The organism is Shimia sp. (assembly GCF_965227725.1).
In the GTDB taxonomy this organism is placed as follows: domain Bacteria; phylum Pseudomonadota; class Alphaproteobacteria; order Rhodobacterales; family Rhodobacteraceae; genus Shimia.
The window spans coordinates 546,607-568,913 of the sequence record NZ_CBDDGH010000005.1 but is presented as its reverse complement, the minus strand read 5'-3'; the positions used below and the strand labels follow the sequence as shown (position 1 = coordinate 568,913).

General features: G+C 56.7%; 6 protein-coding genes. 5 read left to right on the top strand and 1 reads right to left on the bottom strand.

Annotation, left to right across the window (positions count from 1 at the left end; all coding sequences use genetic code 11):
* Nucleotides 1-130: 130 nt before the first annotated feature.
* Complete coding sequence (locus ACO07T_RS13050; protein WP_422049777.1) at nucleotides 131-847, bottom strand: hypothetical protein; 717 nt, start codon at nucleotides 845-847, stop codon at nucleotides 131-133.
* 94 nt (nucleotides 848-941) lie between these two features.
* Here ACO07T_RS13050 and ACO07T_RS13045 point away from each other — a divergent pair, with 94 nt between their 5' ends.
* From ACO07T_RS13045 to ACO07T_RS13025, 5 genes are all read left to right on the top strand, one after another.
* Complete coding sequence (locus ACO07T_RS13045; protein ID WP_422049776.1) at nucleotides 942-1,904, top strand: LysR substrate-binding domain-containing protein; 963 nt, start codon at nucleotides 942-944, stop codon at nucleotides 1,902-1,904.
* A 312-nt stretch (nucleotides 1,905-2,216) separates the two neighbouring features.
* Nucleotides 2,217-3,599: a TolC family protein gene (locus ACO07T_RS13040; protein ID WP_422049775.1), complete on the top strand. Its 1,383-nt coding sequence runs from the start codon at nucleotides 2,217-2,219 to the stop codon at nucleotides 3,597-3,599.
* Nucleotides 3,600-3,610: 11 nt separating this feature from the next.
* Nucleotides 3,611-5,788 carry a type I secretion system permease/ATPase gene (locus ACO07T_RS13035; protein WP_422049774.1) on the top strand — a complete coding sequence of 726 codons (2,178 nt, stop codon included), beginning with the start codon at nucleotides 3,611-3,613 and terminating at the stop codon, nucleotides 5,786-5,788.
* Nucleotides 5,789-5,865: 77 nt separating this feature from the next.
* Complete coding sequence (locus ACO07T_RS13030; RefSeq protein ID WP_422049773.1) at nucleotides 5,866-7,101, top strand: HlyD family type I secretion periplasmic adaptor subunit; 1,236 nt, start codon at nucleotides 5,866-5,868, stop codon at nucleotides 7,099-7,101.
* Between the two features lie 215 nt (nucleotides 7,102-7,316).
* Nucleotides 7,317-22,265 (top strand): Ig-like domain-containing protein, encoded by a 14,949-nt coding sequence (locus tag ACO07T_RS13025; RefSeq protein ID WP_422049772.1) that lies wholly within the window; start codon nucleotides 7,317-7,319, stop codon nucleotides 22,263-22,265.
* The last annotated feature ends 42 nt before the right edge of the window (nucleotides 22,266-22,307 follow it).

Genomic DNA, 22,307 nt, shown 5'->3' with positions numbered 1-22,307 from the left:
TCGAATGAGGACAGAGATCATCGCTGAATGATCACAAACGGGCGCTCTCAGCATGTGCCGACGCGATGCCGACGGAAACCCCATCGGCATCGCATTGGTTTTTCGGACAACATGCCAATCACGTGTCGGATTACTCCGCTGGGGTGGTGTTCCCCATACCCTTGGCCTTCGCCCATTCATCAGAGCTGAAGTAAAGGGTGCCGCAGAGCCAATCAAAGAGCGGCAGCGTGATGTTGAAGTTGCCTTCTGCCATCAGGTGACGGTTGTGGTGCACCGTGTGGAACAGTCGCAGATAAGTCCAACCTGGGATCAGTTTGAAGATCCGTTCGGTGACAGAGCCTTTCTGCAAATGGTAGCTGAAGTGCAGCACCTCATAAGCGAGATAGCAGCACATGATGGTCACAAACGCCAACCAGCCGTAGTTCCAGCCCAGCACAAAGTAAGACACAAGGCCCGCAGGCAGCGCAAAGATGACAGCAGTCGCCACCAATAGCGCGATCGGGAAGATCACAACACGCCAGTCGAGCACCATCTGGTATTCCATGTCATGCTCGACAAAGAACGTATGGTGGTCGCCGGTGTGACGCTGGTAGAAGAACTTGAACAGATCTGTCTTCTTGTGACCCCAAAAGCAGTGCGTGTACCACTCTGCCCAATTGTAGACGACATACAGCGCCACAACGAACAGGATCTGCAAAAGGGTGACATTTTCCAATTGGGAAATGCCGAAACTGATCAACCCGCCTGCTCCGAAGAGAACAACAGAGAGGTGTAGAAAACCACTGTAGTTGGGGCTGATGGCTGCGCGATAGCGAGCGCGAAATTTTTCGCGTGCTTCATCGTTCATGGCTCGTTCCTCCCTAGTTAAGCCAAACTAAAGACATAATAGCCCGCATTGATATCGCGTCTAATATATATTACAAAACCACATTATAAGCCTGATGAATGTTGGTGTAATGTTAAGAAATCATGACTTAAATTTGCTTCCAATCTTCGAAGCCCTGATGCGCGAACAGCATTTGTCCCGTGCTGCAGAGCGTCTGAACATGAGTCAACCAGCCGTCAGCAATGCTCTAAAACGGCTGCGGCTGGAGTTTGAAGACGACCTTTTTGTGCGCACAGCGCGCGGTCTCAAACCCACGCAGCGTGCATTGGAATTACATGAGCGCATCCAACCGGCATTGGTGTCTATTCTTGACGGATTTGAGGATCGTGGCTTTGAAGCGGACACCTTTTCGCGCACCATCACCATCGCGATGAACCATGCCGTTGAATACCTCTGGGGAGGCGCGTTGCTGCAGGCCATCCGCGCGCAGGCACCCATGGCCAAACTCAAAGTGCATCCGGATTACAGCGATGACGTCCCCACGCAGCTGAAGGCCGGACACCTCAACTATGCTGTCGACTACAACCCATTGCCCGAAGATCAGTTCTGCTCCATCGCCCTAGCGCATGAAAAACTGACACTGATCTGCTCCGCGGATCATCCAAAGGCCAACTCCGGTTTTGACATCGCGGATTTTGAAACACTGCCCCAAGCCTCGCTCCTACGGCGTTCAGAGTGGATCCGTTCCAAAAACAGCAGACGCCACACGCCGCTTGAGTATCTCATGGGTGAAGAACTGCCCAACCGCAACGTCGTCGTTCAGGTGGCAAGTTTCTTGTCGATCCCCAGTATCGTTGCTTCCACGGATTTGATCGCGGTTGTGCCACAGCAGCTCGCCGACCCGCTCCTGCAAACCGGTGCGTTATGCGCCCACGATCTGCCCTTTGAGTGCCCTGATGTTGTATTGCATCTGTTTTGGCACAAGAGCCGGAACAGTGATCCCAGCCATATCTGGCTTCTCGACCTGCTAAAGGACCGCGCAAGAGTGGCTTTTGGTGCGATGCCTGAGCGACAATAACGAGAGCAAACCCACTGGCAAAAGAATACCTTTAGGCCTCTCGTAAAGATTGCATTCGTCACATCGAACAAACCGTTATGGTTAAATTGCGATCAGCGAAACCTAATCGTTCTGCACCAATTTTGTGACATCAACAAAACGCTTATGCGCCAAGCCAGAAAGGCTCAAAGGGCATTTAGTCAGTCCCTCCGTTACACACCTGCGCTGTCTCCAAACCCAGTATTCATTTGATTTTGAGGGGCAAAATGGCGTATCGCTTACGAAGAACGACTTTTAATCAGTACTTTCATTTTATGTCACTTCGTTTGATCCATGAAAAATCTTTTTGCCTTCGCGGCGATCGCGACTACATGCATTTATTCGGTTTTCCCTCAAGGTACCCGCGCTGAAACACTGGTAGATGCGGTCTACAATGCCGTGTCAAACAGCGAAGCCCGCAAGGCGGCCATTTCCGGGATCGAGGCCCAAGGGCGCATGATCACCATCGCCCAAGGCGACAAGCGCGCGCAGGTGAATTTGTTTGGCAGCGTGGCCGCCGAATGGGTCGATGACCCCACGCTGGATGCCGCGGACAATCGGGACACAAAAATCGCGCGCATCATCGGCGTAGATGTTCAAGTCAATCTGCTTGATGGCATGCGTGCTATGAACCGGATCTACCGCGAAGCAACTTTACTGGACGCAGAGATCATACGTCTGTCCGATGCGACCGAGAGTTTGGCGTTGAATGCGATCCAAGCCTATATCGACGTGGTCAGACACCGGAATATCGTTGAGGCGTCGCGCCGCAATCTGGCGCGTCACGGCGAAATCTCTCGGCAGGTCGCGGAACAAGTCGATGCCGGGAAACTGTCCGAAGCAGATCGTTTTCGTGCCAATGACAAGCTGCTGGCCGCGCAATTGGCGCTTGCGGAATCTGAAGCACAACTCGGCGATGCGGACTCGCAATTCGAGTTGGTGACCGGCAAGCGGCCGACATCAACTTTGTCTCGCGCCTTTCATACGCACACGCCGCCCTCCCGCGAGGCGGTTGAAACCGCCGCTGTCACCAACAGTTTTCAGATGCGTCTGGCACAGACCGATATTCAGGCCCAAACCTATCAGGGCGCAATTGACGAAGCTGATTGGAAGCCCCGCTTAGACGCATTCGTCGGCGCCGACATTGGTCAAAACCAAGAGGGCGCACGCGGAACGGATTCGACAATCGCTGCCGGAGTGCGGCTGAATTGGACCCTCTATAAGGGCAACACCAGAGAGGCCACGCGCGCGCGCAACCGCGATTTGCTCATCCGGGCGCACTACCGCTTAAAGCAGGTGGAAAACGAAGTGCGCGATTTTGCACGGCGGGCTTGGAATTCCTACGATTCAGCTCGTGAACGCAAACTTCTGTTAGATCGCTCCGTCTCTACCAACGAATTGATTGTGGAAGCCTTCCGGCAGGAATTTGAAGCTGCCAAACGGCCGCTGCTACAGGTTCTTGATGCGGAGCGTGCCCTTTTCAACCTTCGCATTCGTCAGATCAACGCCTCAGCTGCGCATCACTATCAGGGCTACCGCGTTCTTGCAGCGCAAAGCAAACTCTCCGATCATTTTGGCCTCACCAAAGAAGGACGCGCTCTCAACGCGGACTTCGAAGATCGCGTCAAATCCGCGCCAATGGATCGCTTTGACGTCTCTGCCCCTGCCCTTGAGTAGAGCCCGTCGTAGTGGCTGACCCTGATCTTTCCACCCCTTCCAGTGAACTTCACAGCGCGCTTGACGTCGTGGCTTGGCTGGCGCGCTATCATGGTCGACCGTTTGTTAAAACCGGTGTGACCGGACGCCTGCCTGAAGGGTTCGAAACGGTTGGAGCCTTAGGTCTGATACGCGCGCTCGACGTGGTCGGCCTCAAAGCCAAAAAAGTGAAACGCAGCCTAGCGCAGCTTGATCGCGGCAGCTTACCCGCCGTGCTCATTGCAAAATCAGCGGCCCCGAAAATCCTAGTGGGACTGGATGACAAAACGCGCATGGCCTCAATCGTTGATCCTGCAACAAACGAAAGTGATGAGGTTCCGACCCGCTCTCTATCGCGCCAGTTAACTGGTGAGGTTCTTTTGGTTGCGTCAAAGGAAGCTTCGACCTCCTCACGTCTGAGCCCGGATGCACAAAAGATCACCCCAAATGGTGGACATTGGCTCTGGTCAGAACTGGCCCGCCACAAATCTGCATGGTTGCAAGTGTTTCTGGCTGCCTTCGGCGTCAACTTGGCAGGGCTTGCGTTACCGATTTTTGTGATGAATGTCTTTGATCGCGTGATCCCGAACCTTGCGTTTGTCACTTTGATCACACTGGCGATTGGGGTCGGGCTGGCGCTCGGGCTGGATCTCTTATTGCGACTCCTGCGTAGCGCCATCATTCAAAGAGTGTCGCGCAGAGCGGACTTAGCCTTGGCCTCCCGCCTCTTTCAATTGGCGCTTGCACAAAAAATTCTGGCCCGCAAAGGCGGTGCAACCGGCGCAATCACAACTTTGCGCGACTTTGAAGTGGTGCGGGATTTCTTCACCTCCTCCACCTTGATCGCGCTCATTGATCTTGCTTTTGTCGGCATCTTTCTGACGGTTCTAACCATGATTGTGGGACCGCTTGCCTGGATACCAATCGCAGCCATTCCGGTGATGATCGCCATTGCCGTTTTGGCGCAGGTGCCAATTGCCCGATCCGCGCGACAGGCGCAGCAAATGACCGTAAAGCGCAATCAGGTGTTGATTGAGGCGCTGACCGGACTGGAAACCGTCAAGAGCGTCGGTGCGGAGCCAGTGTTGTTACGCGAGTGGGAGAACGCGGTGGCAGCATCGTCACGTGTAACGGCCCAAACCCGAAACTGGGCGAACTTCACAGGATCGGCCACGGTTCTTGTGCAACAAGCCGTCAGCGCTGGGATTATTTGTCTGGGTGTCTTTCTAGTGTCTAAGGGAACCGTCACCATTGGCGCCCTGATTGCGGCCAACATCATGGCAGGTCGTATCCTTGCACCGCTTGCAGGTATCACGCAGACCATCTTCAGGGCCAACTTTGCGATTTGGTCCATGAGGTCGATTTCACGCTTCGTAGAAACAGACGTCGAGCAACGCGAAGCCTTGCGCAGCGATCTACAAGTCAGAGAAGGCAAGATCGAATTGCGCGAAGTGACATTCATATATCCCGACATGCAAACTCCAGCGATTGTCGGGGTGTCAGCAGTTTTTGAGCCCGGCAGCACAACCGCCCTACTCGGGCGGATCGGCTCGGGAAAGTCCACACTCGGTAAGCTGATCAACGGTCTCTACCAGCCCCAAGAAGGCACTTTATTGATCGATGGTCATGAAATCGCGCAGTACGAACCCGCAGCCGTCCGCGCGGGCGTAGGCTATCTGCCTCAGGATCCCCTTCTGTTTACAGGCACCATCCGCGAAAACATCTCGCTGGGAGTGCCAGATGCTCCAGATACCGAAATCATGAGGGCACTGCATTTGGCAGGGCTCGATGACTTTGTTGCAGGTCTTCCTGAAGGGTTAGATTATTTTGCCGGGGAAAGAGGTGAACGGCTTTCTGGAGGACAAAGGCAAGCCCTGTCACTGGCGCGCCTTTTGCTTCGTCGACCGAAGTTCATCTTCCTTGATGAACCAACCAACGCAATGGATCATCAAAGCGAAGCTTTAGCAATAGAGCGGTTGCGTCTGTTGCAAAAGGAAGGCGTGGGGATGATTTTATCCACGCACCGAATGTCTCTCGCAGCGCTCGCAAATCGTTTCATAGTGATCGAACAGGGCCGCAAGGTGCTTGATGGACCACGCGTCGAGGTGATGAATCAACTGTCGCAAACAACTTCTGCCGAGCGTCAGATCGATCAGAAGGCAGCCGAGTGATGTTTTCCATGCGGATAGAAGACGAAGAATTCGTCAATCGCCCGGGAGGTCAGGACGCAGGACAAGGGCTTTGGGTCTTGCTGCTGTTTGTGATCGCGCTCATTGGCGGGTTCGTGTTTTGGGCAGCAACCTTCGAAATCGAAGAAGTGACCCGTGCCTCTGGACGCGTAGTGCCGAGTTCCCAAGTTCAAACAGTGCAAGCTCCCGAAGGAGGTATTGTGTCTGCAATCCACATCTCAGAAGGAGATGTGGTTGAGCCTGGTCAGGTGCTTTTTCAGATCGACGATACAACCGTGCAATCCAATCTTGGTGAATTGGAACAACGTTATCAGGCGCTATCCGCTGAACTTGTCCGGCTCAGAGCGGAAGCCGAAGGGTCAGATGCGCTAACGTTCCCGATAGAACAGAACTGGAATGACAGGCTCATCGCGGCAGAAATAGCCGTGTTTGACACGCGGCGAAGCCAGCTGGATCTGGAAATCAGTGTTTTGCAAGATCGCCTGTTACAGCGGGAAGCCGAGCTTGTGGAACTGACCGCAAAGCGCGCCCGTCTTGAAGCGGTCGCAGCCCCCCTTCGGCGGGAAGTCCAAATTTCTGAAGGCCTCTTTGCAAGTGGATCGGTCCCTGAGATTGAAATCCTGCGCTTACGTGGGCAGCTGGCGGAAATCGAAGGCGACATCACCGTGTCAGAAGCCACCGAACTCCGTGTCCGTGCGAGCATTGCAGAAACCGAAAAACAGATCGGCTCTGCCCAATCATCCTATGGTCTCACAGCCCGGGAGCGTATCTCAGTGGTGCTTGGAGATCTCGCAGTGGTCGAGGAAACACTGACTGCTGCGAGAGATCGGGTCTCGCGCACGGACCTGCGCGCGCCTGTTCGCGGAACTGTCAATCGGATTTCTGTCACCAATGTTGGGAGCGTCGTCCATCCCGCGATGACGCTGGCTGAAATTGTGCCTCTGGATGACACGCTGCTGATTGAGGCAGAGGTCAGCCCCCGGGATCTGGCCTTTGTCCGGGTAGGGGCAGATGCGTCCGTCAAGATCACGGCCTATGACTATCTGCGCTATGGTGACCTCCCTGCTCAAGTAGAACGCATCGGCGCGGATGCGCTCAACAACGCTGACGGCGTGCCCTATTTTCAAGTCATGCTACGCACCGAACAAACGTCATTGGAAGGCGACAACGGAGCGCTCGACATCTCTTCGGGAATGGTTGCAAGCATCGATATACAAAGCGGCCGCAAAACGGTGCTCGAGTATCTTATTCGCCCTGTATTACGCGCGCAGCACGAGGCTTTGCGCGAACGCTAGCAAGACAGATACCGGCCAGAGGTCCAGGCGAGATCTGTCACACCAGATGAAATATCGAAACATCACAGTTACTTAAATCGGCCTTATATCTAAATTGTGGCATTTATTTACAATTTGATTTAATTTTCTATCCAATTGTTTTTAGAGCCGCCTGGCGTTTCACGCCTCAATATTCGCGGACGTGTTTTTGTATTGGTTGTTCCTGGGGACTGCCCATGAGTATTAGTGACTTCGACCGCCCTGATAGCGGTGAAAACGAGTTTGTGGTTGTGGCGGATGGGTCAGACGTTCTGACCCCCAATGTTGAAGCCCTCTTTCAAGGCAACTACGCCAAGGACGGCCAAGACCTTGTCATCTCTTTTGATGGTGCAGAAACGCTCCGGGTCGCTGGATACTTTACCTTCGCCTCTCCTGCAGCACTGATCGCCCCCAATGGAGCGAAAATCCAGGGCGCAGATGTTGCTCGGATCGCTGGAGCCGGTATCGATACGCGCACAGCCGCCCTAAAGACCGAAGCGACTTTCCAACACACAGATATCACGCAATCAGACATCGTTCCTGTTCAAGCGCAAGTGTCATCTGACGCCATCGGACAAGTTGATACGATTGAAGGCGTGGTGACGGTCACCCGCGCAGATGGCGCGACCGTCCGGCTGAACGACGGTGCTTTGGTTTTTCAAAACGATGTGGTCCAGACCGGCGCTGGCAGCACGGTATCTTTGGTATTTATCGACGGAACGATTTTTACCTTGGCGCAAGACAGCCGCATGATTTTAGACGAGCTAATCTATGATCCTGACGGGTCAGACAATTCCGCAGCGTTTAACCTGATACAGGGCGGCTTTGTTTTTGTGGCTGGGCAAGTTGCCAAGATCGGCGACATGGAGGTGAACACACCCACTTCCACAATCGGCATCAGAGGAACCACTGTGGAAGTGCGCATCGTGGTGGTCAACGGTGTGACGGAAGTTGTCGTCTCTCTCTTGCCAGACTGGCCCGACGGCGCTCTCGGCAGCATAGATTTGTTTGATCAGAACGGGAATTTTGTCTCTTCCCTTTCCGACCCGGAAACCAGCTGGATTGTGTCCCCCGTCGACGGCGAAACACGCCCAGTGCCGCGCGCCCAAGTGGTTCAAGCGGACTCCGAAGCGCTACAAGTCCAAACCAATGAGGTGACAGAACGCGCCGAACTGCGTCTGGAGAACAGCGGAAGCTACATAGACTTTGACGGAACAGGCACAGGCGAAGCAGGGCCTGACGGCGGCGGACAGGCAGCCCCCGGCGTCGCTCCCCCTGCCCCAGCGCCCACGCCTCAAGATGGTGGCGGTGGTCAAGATGCAGCTCCGCCCCAGGATCAAGGACAAGACCCTGGGGACACCGAAGGCGAAGAGACAGTCCCTCAAACTCCCAACGACGCAGAAGCTCAGGGCGAAGACGACGCCTCGCTGCAACAAGACGGCCAAGAACAATTTGCGGCGGTCGCGCCTTCTGAAGTCGATAACTCCGAGACCTCAGCAGAAAGCATCGCCGCACTCGCTCTTGCGCAACTAGACACCGATGGCGGGGATCTTGGCCTCGAAGGCGTAACAAATTTGGTCACTGGCGACGAGGGCTTAGACACAGGCTCCCTTGGCAATGCTGATCCGGGGCTTGGTCCAGGAACAGAAACCGCTGACACCGGTACCTTCTCTTCCGACCCAGGTCTTGGCGACACCACAAGTGGTGAGTCTTTCACACAAATTGGTGCGCCTGCGGCGCAAACATCGCCCGCACCCACGCCCCCGCCAACAAACTCTCCAGTTAATGACGCCTCTTCAGGTCAAGACGGAGGATCCTCCTCATCTGGTGGCACTGAAAGCACAGAGCTAACGACCGAAATTACCAACTCTGAGCTGGCTGAAGATACCTCGATGTCACTGAATCTCGCCAGCGCGGTCAGTGGTGACAATGGCTCAACACTGACCTTCACCGCAACAAGTGCTCCCTCAAACGGCGTTGCGACCCTGCTGACCAACGGGGATGTGACCTACACGCCAAACGCCGATTTCGCAGGCACCGACAGCTTCACCTACAATGTGGAGAACGAACAGGGCGACAGCACGTCCGGAACGGTGACCTTTTCGATCACCCCGGTCAACGACGCGCCGATTGCAGCAGACGACAGCGGACTATCCACTGCGTATAATATGCCCTTGGCGATCGACATGTCCGCACTTTTGGCCAATGATTCCGATGGTGATCCAGAAACTGTGCAGCCCCTCACAATGCTTTCGGTTGGCTCTGCGGTAGGAGGCACAGCTGCGCTCTCAACAAATGCTGTAACCTTCACGCCAGACCCAGATTTTAGCGGGCAAGCCAGCTTCACGTATGAAGTTTCTGATGGTGCGGGCGGGCTTGCTACGGCAACAGTGCTCATCGAGGTCACTGAAAACACGCCCCCCATAGCCGCAAACGACACCATTGTTACCCTCGAGGACAGCGCAACCACCATTGATCTGCTGCAAAACGCTGTAGACGTTGACGGTCATGCTGTTTCATTGGCAGCGGTTGAGCAACCTTCCAACGGCACGGTGGATTTGACGATTTCTGGAGGGGTCATCTACACCCCCGATGCGGATTTTTCCGGCAGTGACAGCTTCAGCTATACCATTGATGACGGCAACGGCGGGCAGGACACCGGCACCATCACCATCACCGTCACCCCGGTCAACGATGCCCCCGACGCCGCAGATGACAGCGTCAGCACAGACGAGGATTTTGCGCTCACATTTGACGTGCTCAGCAATGATGCCGATGTAGAAGGCGACGCGCTGTCTGTCACCAGCGTCTCTGATCCCGCCAACGGCTCCGTGGTGATTGAGGCCAACGGCCAGCTCACCTACACGCCGGATGCGGATTTCAACGGCAACGATAGCTTCACCTACACCGTGGCCGACAGCAACGGCGCCACTGACACCGCAACCGTGGTGGTGCTTGTTGCCCCCATCAATGACGCCCCTATTGCCACAGACGACAGCGCCGCCACCGACGAAGACATCGCCGTGACCTTTGACGTGCTGGGCAATGACAGCGACCCTGACGGCGATCCGCTGACCGTCACCAGCGTGACGGATCCCACCAACGGCACTGTGGTGATCGAGGCCAACGGCCAGCTCACCTACACACCGGACACTGGCTTCTCCGGGGCCGACAGCTTCACCTACACCGTGGCAGACGGCAATGGCGGCAGCGATACCGCCTCCGTCACCCTCGCCGTGGCCCTCGTCAACCTGCCCCCCGTGGCCACCGATGACAGCTACAGCCTGACAGAAGACACCCCCCTCGCCATAGACGCAGCCCAGGGCCTTCTGGCCAACGACAGCGACCCCGATGGCGATCCGATCAGCGTCACCCTGACCAGCGATGTCTCAAACGGCACCCTCACCCTCGATGATGACGGCAGCTTCACCTATACGCCGGACGCAAACTTCAACGGCAACGACAGCTTCTCCTATCAGATCAACGACGGAAACGGGGAAACAAGCACCGCAACCGTCACGCTCAACGTTGACCCCGTCAACGACGCGCCGGTGGCCACCGATGACGGCGGGCTCTCCACCGCCTTCAACACTCCGATCTCCATCGCCGTGGCCACGCTGCTGGCCAATGACACCGATGGTGACCCGGAGCTGACCCAGACACTCTCCGTCCTGTCGGTGGATGCGCCCGTGGGTGGCACTGTGGCACTGGCTGGCGACACCATCACCTTCACGCCGGATGCCACTTTCTCAGGTCAGGCAAGTTTCACCTACACGCTGTCAGATGGCGCAGGCGGCCTCGACACCGGCACCGTGACCGTCGCCGTGAATGCCAACACCGCGCCGGTGGCCGGGGACTACCCCAACGTCACAACCAACGAAGACGCCTCCGTCTATATTCCCTTCTTTGCCAATGACAGCGACGCTGATGGCGACCCGCTCTCCATCGCGGCCCTCGGCACACCCGCAAACGGCACCGTCACGCTGGACGGCGAAGGCTATCTCTACACCCCTGATGCGGATTTTTCTGGCAGTGACAGCTTCAGCTACACCATTGATGACGGCAATGGCGGGCAGGACACCGGCACCATCACCATCACCGTCACCCCGGTCAACGATGCCCCCGCCGCCGCTGATGACAGTGTAAACACCGATGAAGATCTCGCACTCACATTTGATGTGCTCAGCAATGATGCGGATGTGGAAGGCGACGCGCTGTCTGTCACCAGCCTCTCTGATCCCGCCAACGGCACCGTGGTGATTGAGGCCAACGGCCAGCTCACCTACACGCCGGATGCAAACTTCAACGGCAACGACAGCTTCACCTACACCTTGGCCGACAGCAACGGCGCCACCGACACCGCAACCGTGGTTGTGCTTGTAGCGCCCATCAATGATGCGCCAGTGGCACAGGACGACAGCGCCGCAACCGATGAAGACCTGGCCGTCACCTTCGACGTGCTGGGCAATGACAGCGATCCGGATGGCGATCCGCTGACCGTCACCAGCGTGACAGATCCCACCAACGGCACAGTGGTGATTGAGGCCGATGGCCAGCTCACCTACACGCCGGACGCTGGGTTCTCCGGGGCCGACAGCTTCACCTACACCGTGGCAGACGGCAATGGCGGCAGCGATACCGCCTCCGTCACCGTGGCCGTGGCCCTGGTGAATCTCCCGCCGCTGGCCAATGACGACAGCTACACCACCGATGAGGACACGCCGCTCAGTGTTGATGCGCTCACCGGTGTGCTGGCCAACGACAGCGACCCCGATGGCGATCCGATCAGCGTCACCCTGACCAGCGATGTCTCAAACGGCACCCTCACCCTCGATGATGACGGCAGCTTCACCTATACGCCGGACACAAACTTCAACGGCACCGACAGCTTCACCTACACCATCGCCGACGGCAATGGCGGCACGGCCACGGGCACGGTGGCGGTGGTGATCGCCGCGATCAATGATGCCCCCAGCGCCGAAGACGACAGCGTCGCCACCGACGAAGACATCGCCGTGACCTTTGACGTGCTGGGCAATGACAGCGACCCTGACGGCGATCCGCTGACCGTCACCAGCGTGACGGATCCCACCAACGGCACTGTGGTGATCGAGGCCAACGGCCAGCTCACCTACACACCGGACACTGGCTTCTCCGGGGCCGACAGCTTCACCTACACCGTGGCAGACGGCAATGGCGGCAGCGATACCGCCTCCGTCACCCTCGCCGTGGCCCTCGTCAACCTGCCCCCCGTGGCCACCGATGACAGCTACAGCCTGACAGAAGACACCCCCCTCGCCATAGACGCAGCCCAGGGCCTTCTGGCCAACGACAGCGACCCCGATGGCGATCCGATCAGCGTCACCCTGACCAGCGATGTCTCAAACGGCACCCTCACCCTCGATGATGACGGCAGCTTCACCTATACGCCGGACGCAAACTTCAACGGCAACGACAGCTTCTCCTATCAGATCAACGACGGAAACGGGGAAACAAGCACCGCAACCGTCACGCTCAACGTTGACCCCGTCAACGACGCGCCGGTGGCCACCGATGACGGCGGGCTCTCCACCGCCTTCAACACTCCGATCTCCATCGCCGTGGCCACGCTGCTGGCCAATGACACCGATGGTGACCCGGAGCTGACCCAGACACTCTCCGTCCTGTCGGTGGATGCGCCCGTGGGTGGCACTGTGGCACTGGCTGGCGACACCATCACCTTCACGCCGGATGCCACTTTCTCAGGTCAGGCAAGTTTCACCTACACGCTGTCAGATGGCGCAGGCGGCCTCGACACCGGCACCGTGACCGTCGCCGTGAATGCCAACACCGCGCCGGTGGCCGGGGACTACCCCAACGTCACAACCAACGAAGACGCCTCCGTCTATATTCCCTTCTTTGCCAATGACAGCGACGCTGATGGCGACCCGCTCTCCATCGCGGCCCTCGGCACACCCGCAAACGGCACCGTCACGCTGGACGGCGAAGGCTATCTCTACACCCCTGATGCGGATTTTTCTGGCAGTGACAGCTTCAGCTACACCATTGATGACGGCAATGGCGGGCAGGACACCGGCACCATCACCATCACCGTCACCCCGGTCAACGATGCCCCCGCCGCCGCTGATGACAGTGTAAACACCGATGAAGATCTCGCACTCACATTTGATGTGCTCAGCAATGATGCGGATGTGGAAGGCGACGCGCTGTCTGTCACCAGCCTCTCTGATCCCGCCAACGGCACCGTGGTGATTGAGGCCAACGGCCAGCTCACCTACACGCCGGATGCAAACTTCAACGGCAACGACAGCTTCACCTACACCTTGGCCGACAGCAACGGCGCCACCGACACCGCAACCGTGGTTGTGCTTGTAGCGCCCATCAATGATGCGCCAGTGGCACAGGACGACAGCGCCGCAACCGATGAAGACCTGGCCGTCACCTTCGACGTGCTGGGCAATGACAGCGATCCGGATGGCGATCCGCTGACCGTCACCAGCGTGACAGATCCCACCAACGGCACAGTGGTGATTGAGGCCGATGGCCAGCTCACCTACACGCCGGACGCTGGGTTCTCCGGGGCCGACAGCTTCACCTACACCGTGGCAGACGGCAATGGCGGCAGCGATACCGCCTCCGTCACCGTGGCCGTGGCCCTGGTGAATCTCCCGCCGCTGGCCAATGACGACAGCTACACCACCGATGAGGACACGCCGCTCAGTGTTGATGCGCTCACCGGTGTGCTGGCCAACGACAGCGACCCCGATGGCGATCCGATCAGCGTCACCCTGACCAGCGATGTCTCAAACGGCACCCTCACCCTCGATGATGACGGCAGCTTCACCTATACGCCGGACACAAACTTCAACGGCACCGACAGCTTCACCTACACCATCGCCGACGGCAATGGCGGCACGGCCACGGGCACGGTGGCGGTGGTGATCGCCGCGATCAATGATGCCCCCAGCGCCGAAGACGACAGCGTCGCCACCGACGAAGACATCGCCGTGACCTTTGACGTGCTGGGCAATGACAGCGACCCTGACGGCGATCCGCTGACCGTCACCAGCGTGACGGATCCCACCAACGGCACTGTGGTGATCGAGGCCAACGGCCAGCTCACCTACACACCGGACACTGGCTTCTCCGGGGCCGACAGCTTCACCTACACCGTGGCAGACGGCAATGGCGGCAGCGATACCGCCTCCGTCACCCTCGCCGTGGCCCTCGTCAACCTGCCCCCCGTGGCCACCGATGACAGCTACAGCCTGACAGAAGACACCCCCCTCGCCATAGACGCAGCCCAGGGCCTTCTGGCCAACGACAGCGACCCCGATGGCGATCCGATCAGCGTCACCCTGACCAGCGATGTCTCAAACGGCACCCTCACCCTCGATGATGACGGCAGCTTCACCTATACGCCGGACGCAAACTTCAACGGCAACGACAGCTTCTCCTATCAGATCAACGACGGAAACGGGGAAACAAGCACCGCAACCGTCACGCTCAACGTTGACCCCGTCAACGACGCGCCGGTGGCCACCGATGACGGCGGGCTCTCCACCGCCTTCAACACTCCGATCTCCATCGCCGTGGCCACGCTGCTGGCCAATGACACCGATGGTGACCCGGAGCTGACCCAGACACTCTCCGTCCTGTCGGTGGATGCGCCCGTGGGTGGCACTGTGGCACTGGCTGGCGACACCATCACCTTCACGCCGGATGCCACTTTCTCAGGTCAGGCAAGTTTCACCTACACGCTGTCAGATGGCGCAGGCGGCCTCGACACCGGCACCGTGACCGTCGCCGTGAATGCCAACACCGCGCCGGTGGCCGGGGACTACCCCAACGTCACAACCAACGAAGACGCCTCCGTCTATATTCCCTTCTTTGCCAATGACAGCGACGCTGATGGCGACCCGCTCTCCATCGCGGCCCTCGGCACACCCGCAAACGGCACCGTCACGCTGGACGGCGAAGGCTATCTCTACACCCCTGATGCGGATTTTTCTGGCAGTGACAGCTTCAGCTACACCATTGATGACGGCAATGGCGGGCAGGACACCGGCACCATCACCATCACCGTCACCCCGGTCAACGATGCCCCCGCCGCCGCTGATGACAGTGTAAACACCGATGAAGATCTCGCACTCACATTTGATGTGCTCAGCAATGATGCGGATGTGGAAGGCGACGCGCTGTCTGTCACCAGCCTCTCTGATCCCGCCAACGGCACCGTGGTGATTGAGGCCAACGGCCAGCTCACCTACACGCCGGATGCAAACTTCAACGGCAACGACAGCTTCACCTACACCGTGGCCGACAGCAACGGCGCCACTGACACCGCAACCGTGGTTGTGCTTGTTGCGCCCATCAATGACGCGCCAGTGGCACAGGACGACAGCGCCGCAACCGACGAAGACCTGGCCGTCACCTTTGACGTGCTGGGCAATGACAGCGATCCGGACGGCGATCCGCTGACCGTCACCAGCGTGACAGACCCCGCCAACGGCTCCGTGGTGATCGAGGCCAATGGCCAGCTCACCTACACACCGGACGCTGGATTCTCCGGGGCCGACAGTTTCACCTACACCGTGGCAGACGGCAATGGCGGCAGCGATACCGCTTCCGTCACACTCGCCGTGGCGCTCGTCAACCTGCCCCCCGTGGCCACCGATGACAGCTACAGCCTGACAGAAGACACCCCCCTCGTCGTGGATGCAGCCCAAGGCCTTCTGGCCAACGACAGCGACCCCGATGGCGATCCAATCAGCGTCACCCTGACCAGCGATGTCTCAAACGGCAGCCTCACCCTAGATGATGACGGCAGCTTCATCTACACACCGGACGCAAACTTCAACGGCAACGACAGCTTCACTTACCAAATCGACGACGGAAACGGAGAAACAAGCACCGCAACCGTCACGCTCAATATTGACCCCGTTGCGGATGCGGTTGTGCTTGATGCTGTGACCGGCGACGATTTCATCGATGTTCAAGAACAGCTCTCCCCGGTCACAATTTCAGGGACGGCCGATCCAAACGGCTCGGTGACCATCGACTTTGGCGGCACGGTCGCCACCACGGATGTGGGGGCAGATGGCCGGTTCTCTCAAGTGTTTCTGTCTGCCGATATTCCGGATGCAAACAGCGTTCAGATCAGCATCACATCGCTTGATGCAAACGGCAACGACAGTGGAAGCGCCAACCGGGTGGTGAGCATTTCGCAACCCACGAATGAGCTGACGGTAAATGTGGCCGGATCCACCACCACATTCTTATCCCAGCCCCCGGGCTTTGACCTCTATTTTGGAGACATGCCTGACGCGGCCTTTTTTGAGATCAACTCGGGTGTCGCATCGGTCCGCGCGCCAAGCGTAAATTCATCTTCAGAAATCCGGTTCACCGCAGATGATGGACGTACCTTTGCCTTTTCCGGCTCCGACCTCGACTACGACGGCGCAACCGGGATCATCACTGGGGTAGAAATCGGCACACCGACGGACCCGGATTTTCTGACCGGGACAGGCTTTAACCTGACCGTGGCTGAATTCGTAACGGCTTTGAACAACAGCATCGTTGGCGGTGTGATCGATAACGCGCCTTTAGATGCGTTCTTTGGGGAATTTCCTTGGGTATACAATGGGTCTGATCAGGAAGATTGGATCGACGTTAATGAAGACAATACATCCAACGATATCTTCTTTGGCAACGGTGGGGATGATGAGGCCGACTTTGGCTTGGGAGATGACCAGTATTTTGGCGGCTCCGGGAATGACTTTTTCTATGACACCGACGGAAACAACAGCTTTGACGGCGGCATAGGAGAGCTTGACCAAATTTCTTATGCCAATGCATCGGGTGCCGTCGACGTAAACCTCAACACAGGTTCTGCAGAGAAGTCTGACGGTACTTTGGACACGGTTGTCGGCGTTGAGTTTGTGCGCGGCTCACAATTCTCAGACAGCATACAGCTTGCAGATAATGCCGACTTTAATCGTGCGCTCGGGCTGGCTGGAAATGACACTCTGAGAGGCGGCGCAGGCGGTTTTGACCAAGTCTCTTATGATCTGGACAGCAGGTATACCGTCCGCACTGTCGGGGTGACGATCAACATCGCACTGGGCTTCGCAATCGACCTCTTTGGGGACACGGACTCCCTTGCAGGTTTTGAGAGTGTCCTTACCACAGAGTACAACGACGTCGTGATCACGGGCGATGGAGGTTTCGTAACCTTCGCCGGTGACGGCAACGATACCGTTCAAACGGGAGGTGGCGACGACTTCACGGAACTTGGCGCAGGCGAAGACATCTTGGTCTATACGGCTGGCTTTGACGTGGTCGGAGATTTCAACCCTGATGAGGACGCACTTGTCTTTGGCGGCTTCGCCCTGGCAAACTTTGATAGTCTCACAACCGCAGCCTATGACGATGGCGTTGATACCGGAACACTACTGGCATTTGATGACGGGGCCGGCACCACATCAAGCATTGTGTTGTTCGGAGTGACGTTGGCGGAAGTCTCAGATCTTCTGAATGTAGAGTATTTCTATGGCACAGATCTCAACGACACAATCGAGCACACCACAGTTGATGGAGATCTAAAGATCACCTTCGCGTCGTTTGGCGACGATACTTACATCTATTCAAATAGTGCCCCACAGGCCTATCAGGAGTTGCGGTACAACGCAGAAGCTCTCGATTTCGGCTCCATAACAGCCAATCTTGATGCCAATGCGGCCACAAACACCATACTCAAATCTTCAGGTGGCACAGACACGCTTGTCGACCTGTCTCAGGTCGCGCGTTGGGCCTTTGGCATTTATGGTACGGCGAATGACGACACATTCAACGTCACACTGAGCAATTCCGACTTCGCTTGGATTGGCGTTTTTGACTCAGGTGGTGATGACACGGTCAATCTGTTTGGCGGGACGGGTTGGCTGCGTGTCGATGCTGGGGAGGACGGTGAAAACGTCATCGCTGACCTCGGCGCCGGTACGGTATCTTGGGGCACGGACTCGACCACGATCAACTTTCTGGGCGACATATCTGATGTGACGCTAAACCTTCGGACGCATACTGGCGACGACAACGTGGTTGGCAGCGAAGGACGAGACTCCATCATTCTCGGTCCCGGAACGGACGTTGCCGACGGGCGCGGCGGATTTGATAGCATCCAATACAACCGCTTTGATATATTCGAGGGTGTGACCGTGAACCTCGCGACCGGCATAGCGACCGGCATCTGGGACGGACAAGCTTTCACGCATACGCTCAGTAATTTCGAGCGTGTTCGGGGATCTGCTTTTGATGACGCATTGACCGCCGCGGACTATAGCACGCGCCTGCAAGGCAACGCGGGCGACGACACGCTGATGGGCGGATCAGGGCGCGACTCGTTGGAGGGTGGTGAGGGCGACGATGTGTTGGATTCGTCGGCTGGAGCCTCTGAAACACAGGGCTACGGTGATCTCATCGAGCCATGGAGCGGTAGCGACACGATCATCGGTCACCAAACGCATTGGGAAGCAGGTGAAGGCATCGAAATCGGTTACTGGAACCTGACAGGCACAGGCGGGCTGCAAGTCACGCTTGGCCTTGAAGGTTCAGGAACAGTCGTCTCCAATAATACCGGTGTTGTGAACGATACTTTCACCTACGCAAACTGGCTGCGCGCCACAGATGAGAATGACTATTTTGTGGGTGCGGAGTCATATGGCGCGCCTAATGAAGGCTTTACCTTAAGCGGTGGTGGGGGTGACGATACCATCATTGGCGGTGGTGGCCGGGAGAACATACGCGGCGGCGATGGCGATGATCTGCTCGATGCATCAGGCGGCAGCGTAGAAAACCAGTTTTGGGGTGACTACGTTCAGCCTGGAACAGGCAACAACACGATCATCGGGCACCAAGCTCTTTGGGAGCAGGGTGACGGCATCGACATAAGCTATGAAGATGTCGAAGGAAGTGGTGGTGTCGTTGTGAACGTTGGAGCAAATGGCTCTGGCACGGTTACATCCAACGTTGCGGACGTGATCAATGACACATTTACATATGCGCATTATTTTGGCGGCACATCGGAAGATGATCTCTTCAATGGTTCAAGTCACAGATTTGAAGGTTGGCAACCCGGCGCGGGCAGTGACACCATTAACGGTGGCGACGGCACAGACAAATTGAACTATCGCACCGAGGATGACGATCCCAATGGCGTTGGGGTTAACATCAATTACACGACCGGTATCGCAGTAGATCAATATGGCGATACAGATCTGTTCACTTCGATTGAAGAATTTGAAGGGACAGATTTTGACGACACCGTAATTGGCTCGACTGCTGACGAATACTTCGAGCTTGAAGCAGGAGCTGACCGCCTGACTTACAATGGCGGCTATGACTACGTCAGAGATTTCGACGTTACTGAAGACACGCTGCAATTCGCAGGTGATCCAATCACCTACATCGGCACATTGGAAATTGTCAGCAGATCAAGTGGGCCAGGACATTCTTTCCGTTTTGACGATGATTTTGACGACCGGCTCGAAAATGAATTTGAGCTCACTCTTGATGGAGTCTCGCTCGAAGGCATGTATCAGATTTTGGCAGGCATGACCTTCACTCCGGTCAATACTGTCGGAACCTTTGGTCGTGCAGATTACTTTGGCTCACCAGAAGACGACACCATTTCAATTGGCGGCAACGATCAGGAAGGCGAGTTCATCTACGCAAGCGCCGGCAACGACACCTACAACTACTCCGCAAGTACCAATGAGACGTTCACCGATCTTATATACGAATATCTGGGTGCGGTTGGCATCACCGTTGATCTGGATATGAGCAGAGGCATCAACACCGTCGACAAAGGTGTGGCGGGGGTCGATACGCTCGAAGATATCGCTCTTGCTGCGGCGGGTGATGGGCTGTTTATCGTTGGCAGCGATGGGGATGATCTCTTCAACATCAGACAAGATCCCGTTGAGGATACATGGCTCGGCATCTCTCATCGGAGCGGTCACGACGTCATCAATCTCACCGCAGGCACCGGTCTGTTCCGCGTCGACCTAGGCAGCGGCAACGACGACGTAACTGGCGACTTGGTGACGGGCTTCTTCTCTGAAGCCCCGGACGAAAGCGTGACGATCAACTACAGCGGAGATTTGTCAAACTCACGGCTTGATGTGCGCACCCGAAACGGCGACGACACCGTCTATGGCACAGATTTTGACAACCGTTTTATTCTGGGCGCGGGCAATGATTTCGCAGATGCGCGCGGTGGGTGGGACACAATACGGTACGATCGCAACGGGGTCGAACAGGGTGTCACTGTCAATCTGGCAACAGGTGTCGCAACGGGTGTCTGGGATAATCAGGCTTTCACACATACGCTCGTGAACTTTGAGCAAATCCGCGGGACAAATTTTGACGATGTCTTGGTCGCAAACAATCTAGGCAACCGTTTGGATGGCCGCGATGGTGATGACATTCTCATCGGGGGCGCCGAAAATGATGAGCTTTCCACGACGGGAGGTGTAAGTGTCCTGATCGGAGGCGGCGGCGATGACTATTACAACGTCTATGAAGGAAACAATCTGATCATCTTCTCAGCCGGAAACGACTATATTGACGGCTTTGATCCAACCACAGACATGTTGCAATGGGACACCTCCATTGCCGCCCTGCCCTTCACCATCAGCGAGTATGTGTTTGACGGCGATACCCGCGTGCGGTTTGATTTTGACGATGGATCTGGGAACTTCTTTGGTGTCGACCTAGGCAGCACCACTTTGGCGAATGCCAACCAAATTGTGGCGAATATGGCCAATCAAGCAAATTACATCATTGGCACCACTGGCCGAGATGATGAGATATTTGGCACAATTGGTGACGACGACATCAATCTGCTCGGGAACAACGATGAAGGCGACTTCATTTACGGGTCGGAAGGCAACGATATCCTTCGCTTTACCCATGCTACGGACAACAGCTGGTATGAAGTCGACTACAGCGATCTCTCGACTACATCAGTCACTCTGAACCTGGATCTACAGAACAACACAGGCTCCGTAGACAAGGGCGCTGCAGGCATCGACACACTCGTCGACCCTCAATTCGCTGATTGGGGCCTCAGCTTCCAGGGGACAAGCGGCAACGATACCTTCAATGTTACGCTGAACAGCACCGAGTTTAACTGGATCAGCTTTGGAGCCAGCGGAGGCACAGACACGCTAAACCTCACAGGCGGCAATGGCCTGGTGCGTGCAAGCATTTACTCGGGCGATGTGAGTGCGGATCTCAGCCAAATACATCTGGGTGCGTCCGGCAGCATGTCTTCCACCACTGGCGAGGCCCATATCATAAACGCCGCTGGTGACCTGACAAACACGCTGATTGAGCTGCGCACTGAGGATGGCGACGACAATTTGGTTGGCAGCGAGTACAATGATCGCTTCATTCTCGGCACCGGCACGGACATCGCTGACGGCCTCGGCGGGGTCGATCAAATTCGTTATGACCGCAGCGGTGTTGAAAGTGGCGTTACCGTCGATCTCCAAGAGGGATCTGCGACCGGCACTTGGGACGGGCGCATTTTCAATCACAGCCTTCAGAACATCGAAGTTGTCCGAGGATCCGGTTTCGATGACCAGCTCACTGCGCTGGACGATGGTTTCAGCGAGTTGCGCGGACGCAATGGAGATGACCTGCTGATCCGTTCGGATTTTGCAGAAGACTGGACTGAGGGTGGCGAAGGTCGCGATACCCTCATGCAGTCAAGCTCCGGCAGCTTCGATTTCTCTGCATTCAATGTGCGCGACCACTACCGAGATATCGAAGTACTCAACTTTGAAAACGCCGGTGCGGATGACATCACCCTGTCACTGGACAACGTCATGGACCTTTCAGACACAGCAGATTCCTTACTTGAAGGCTTCTTTGGAAGCGACGCCGTGGAAAGCATTACGGTATTGGGCGAAGCCGGGGATAAGCTTACCTTTGATGATGAGGGGTTCAGCAAAGGTTCTTCAATTTCTGATGGCGAAGGTCGCGCCTTGGACGTTTACCAGTACGACGGAGGTGCCGGAATTCTGGCCATTGTCGCCGTTGATCAGGATGTCTCGGTCGAAGGAGCCGCAACAAGCACTTAAAGGCCATCTCGCTCCAGAGACGCAAAAGCTTCGCGTTGGCGT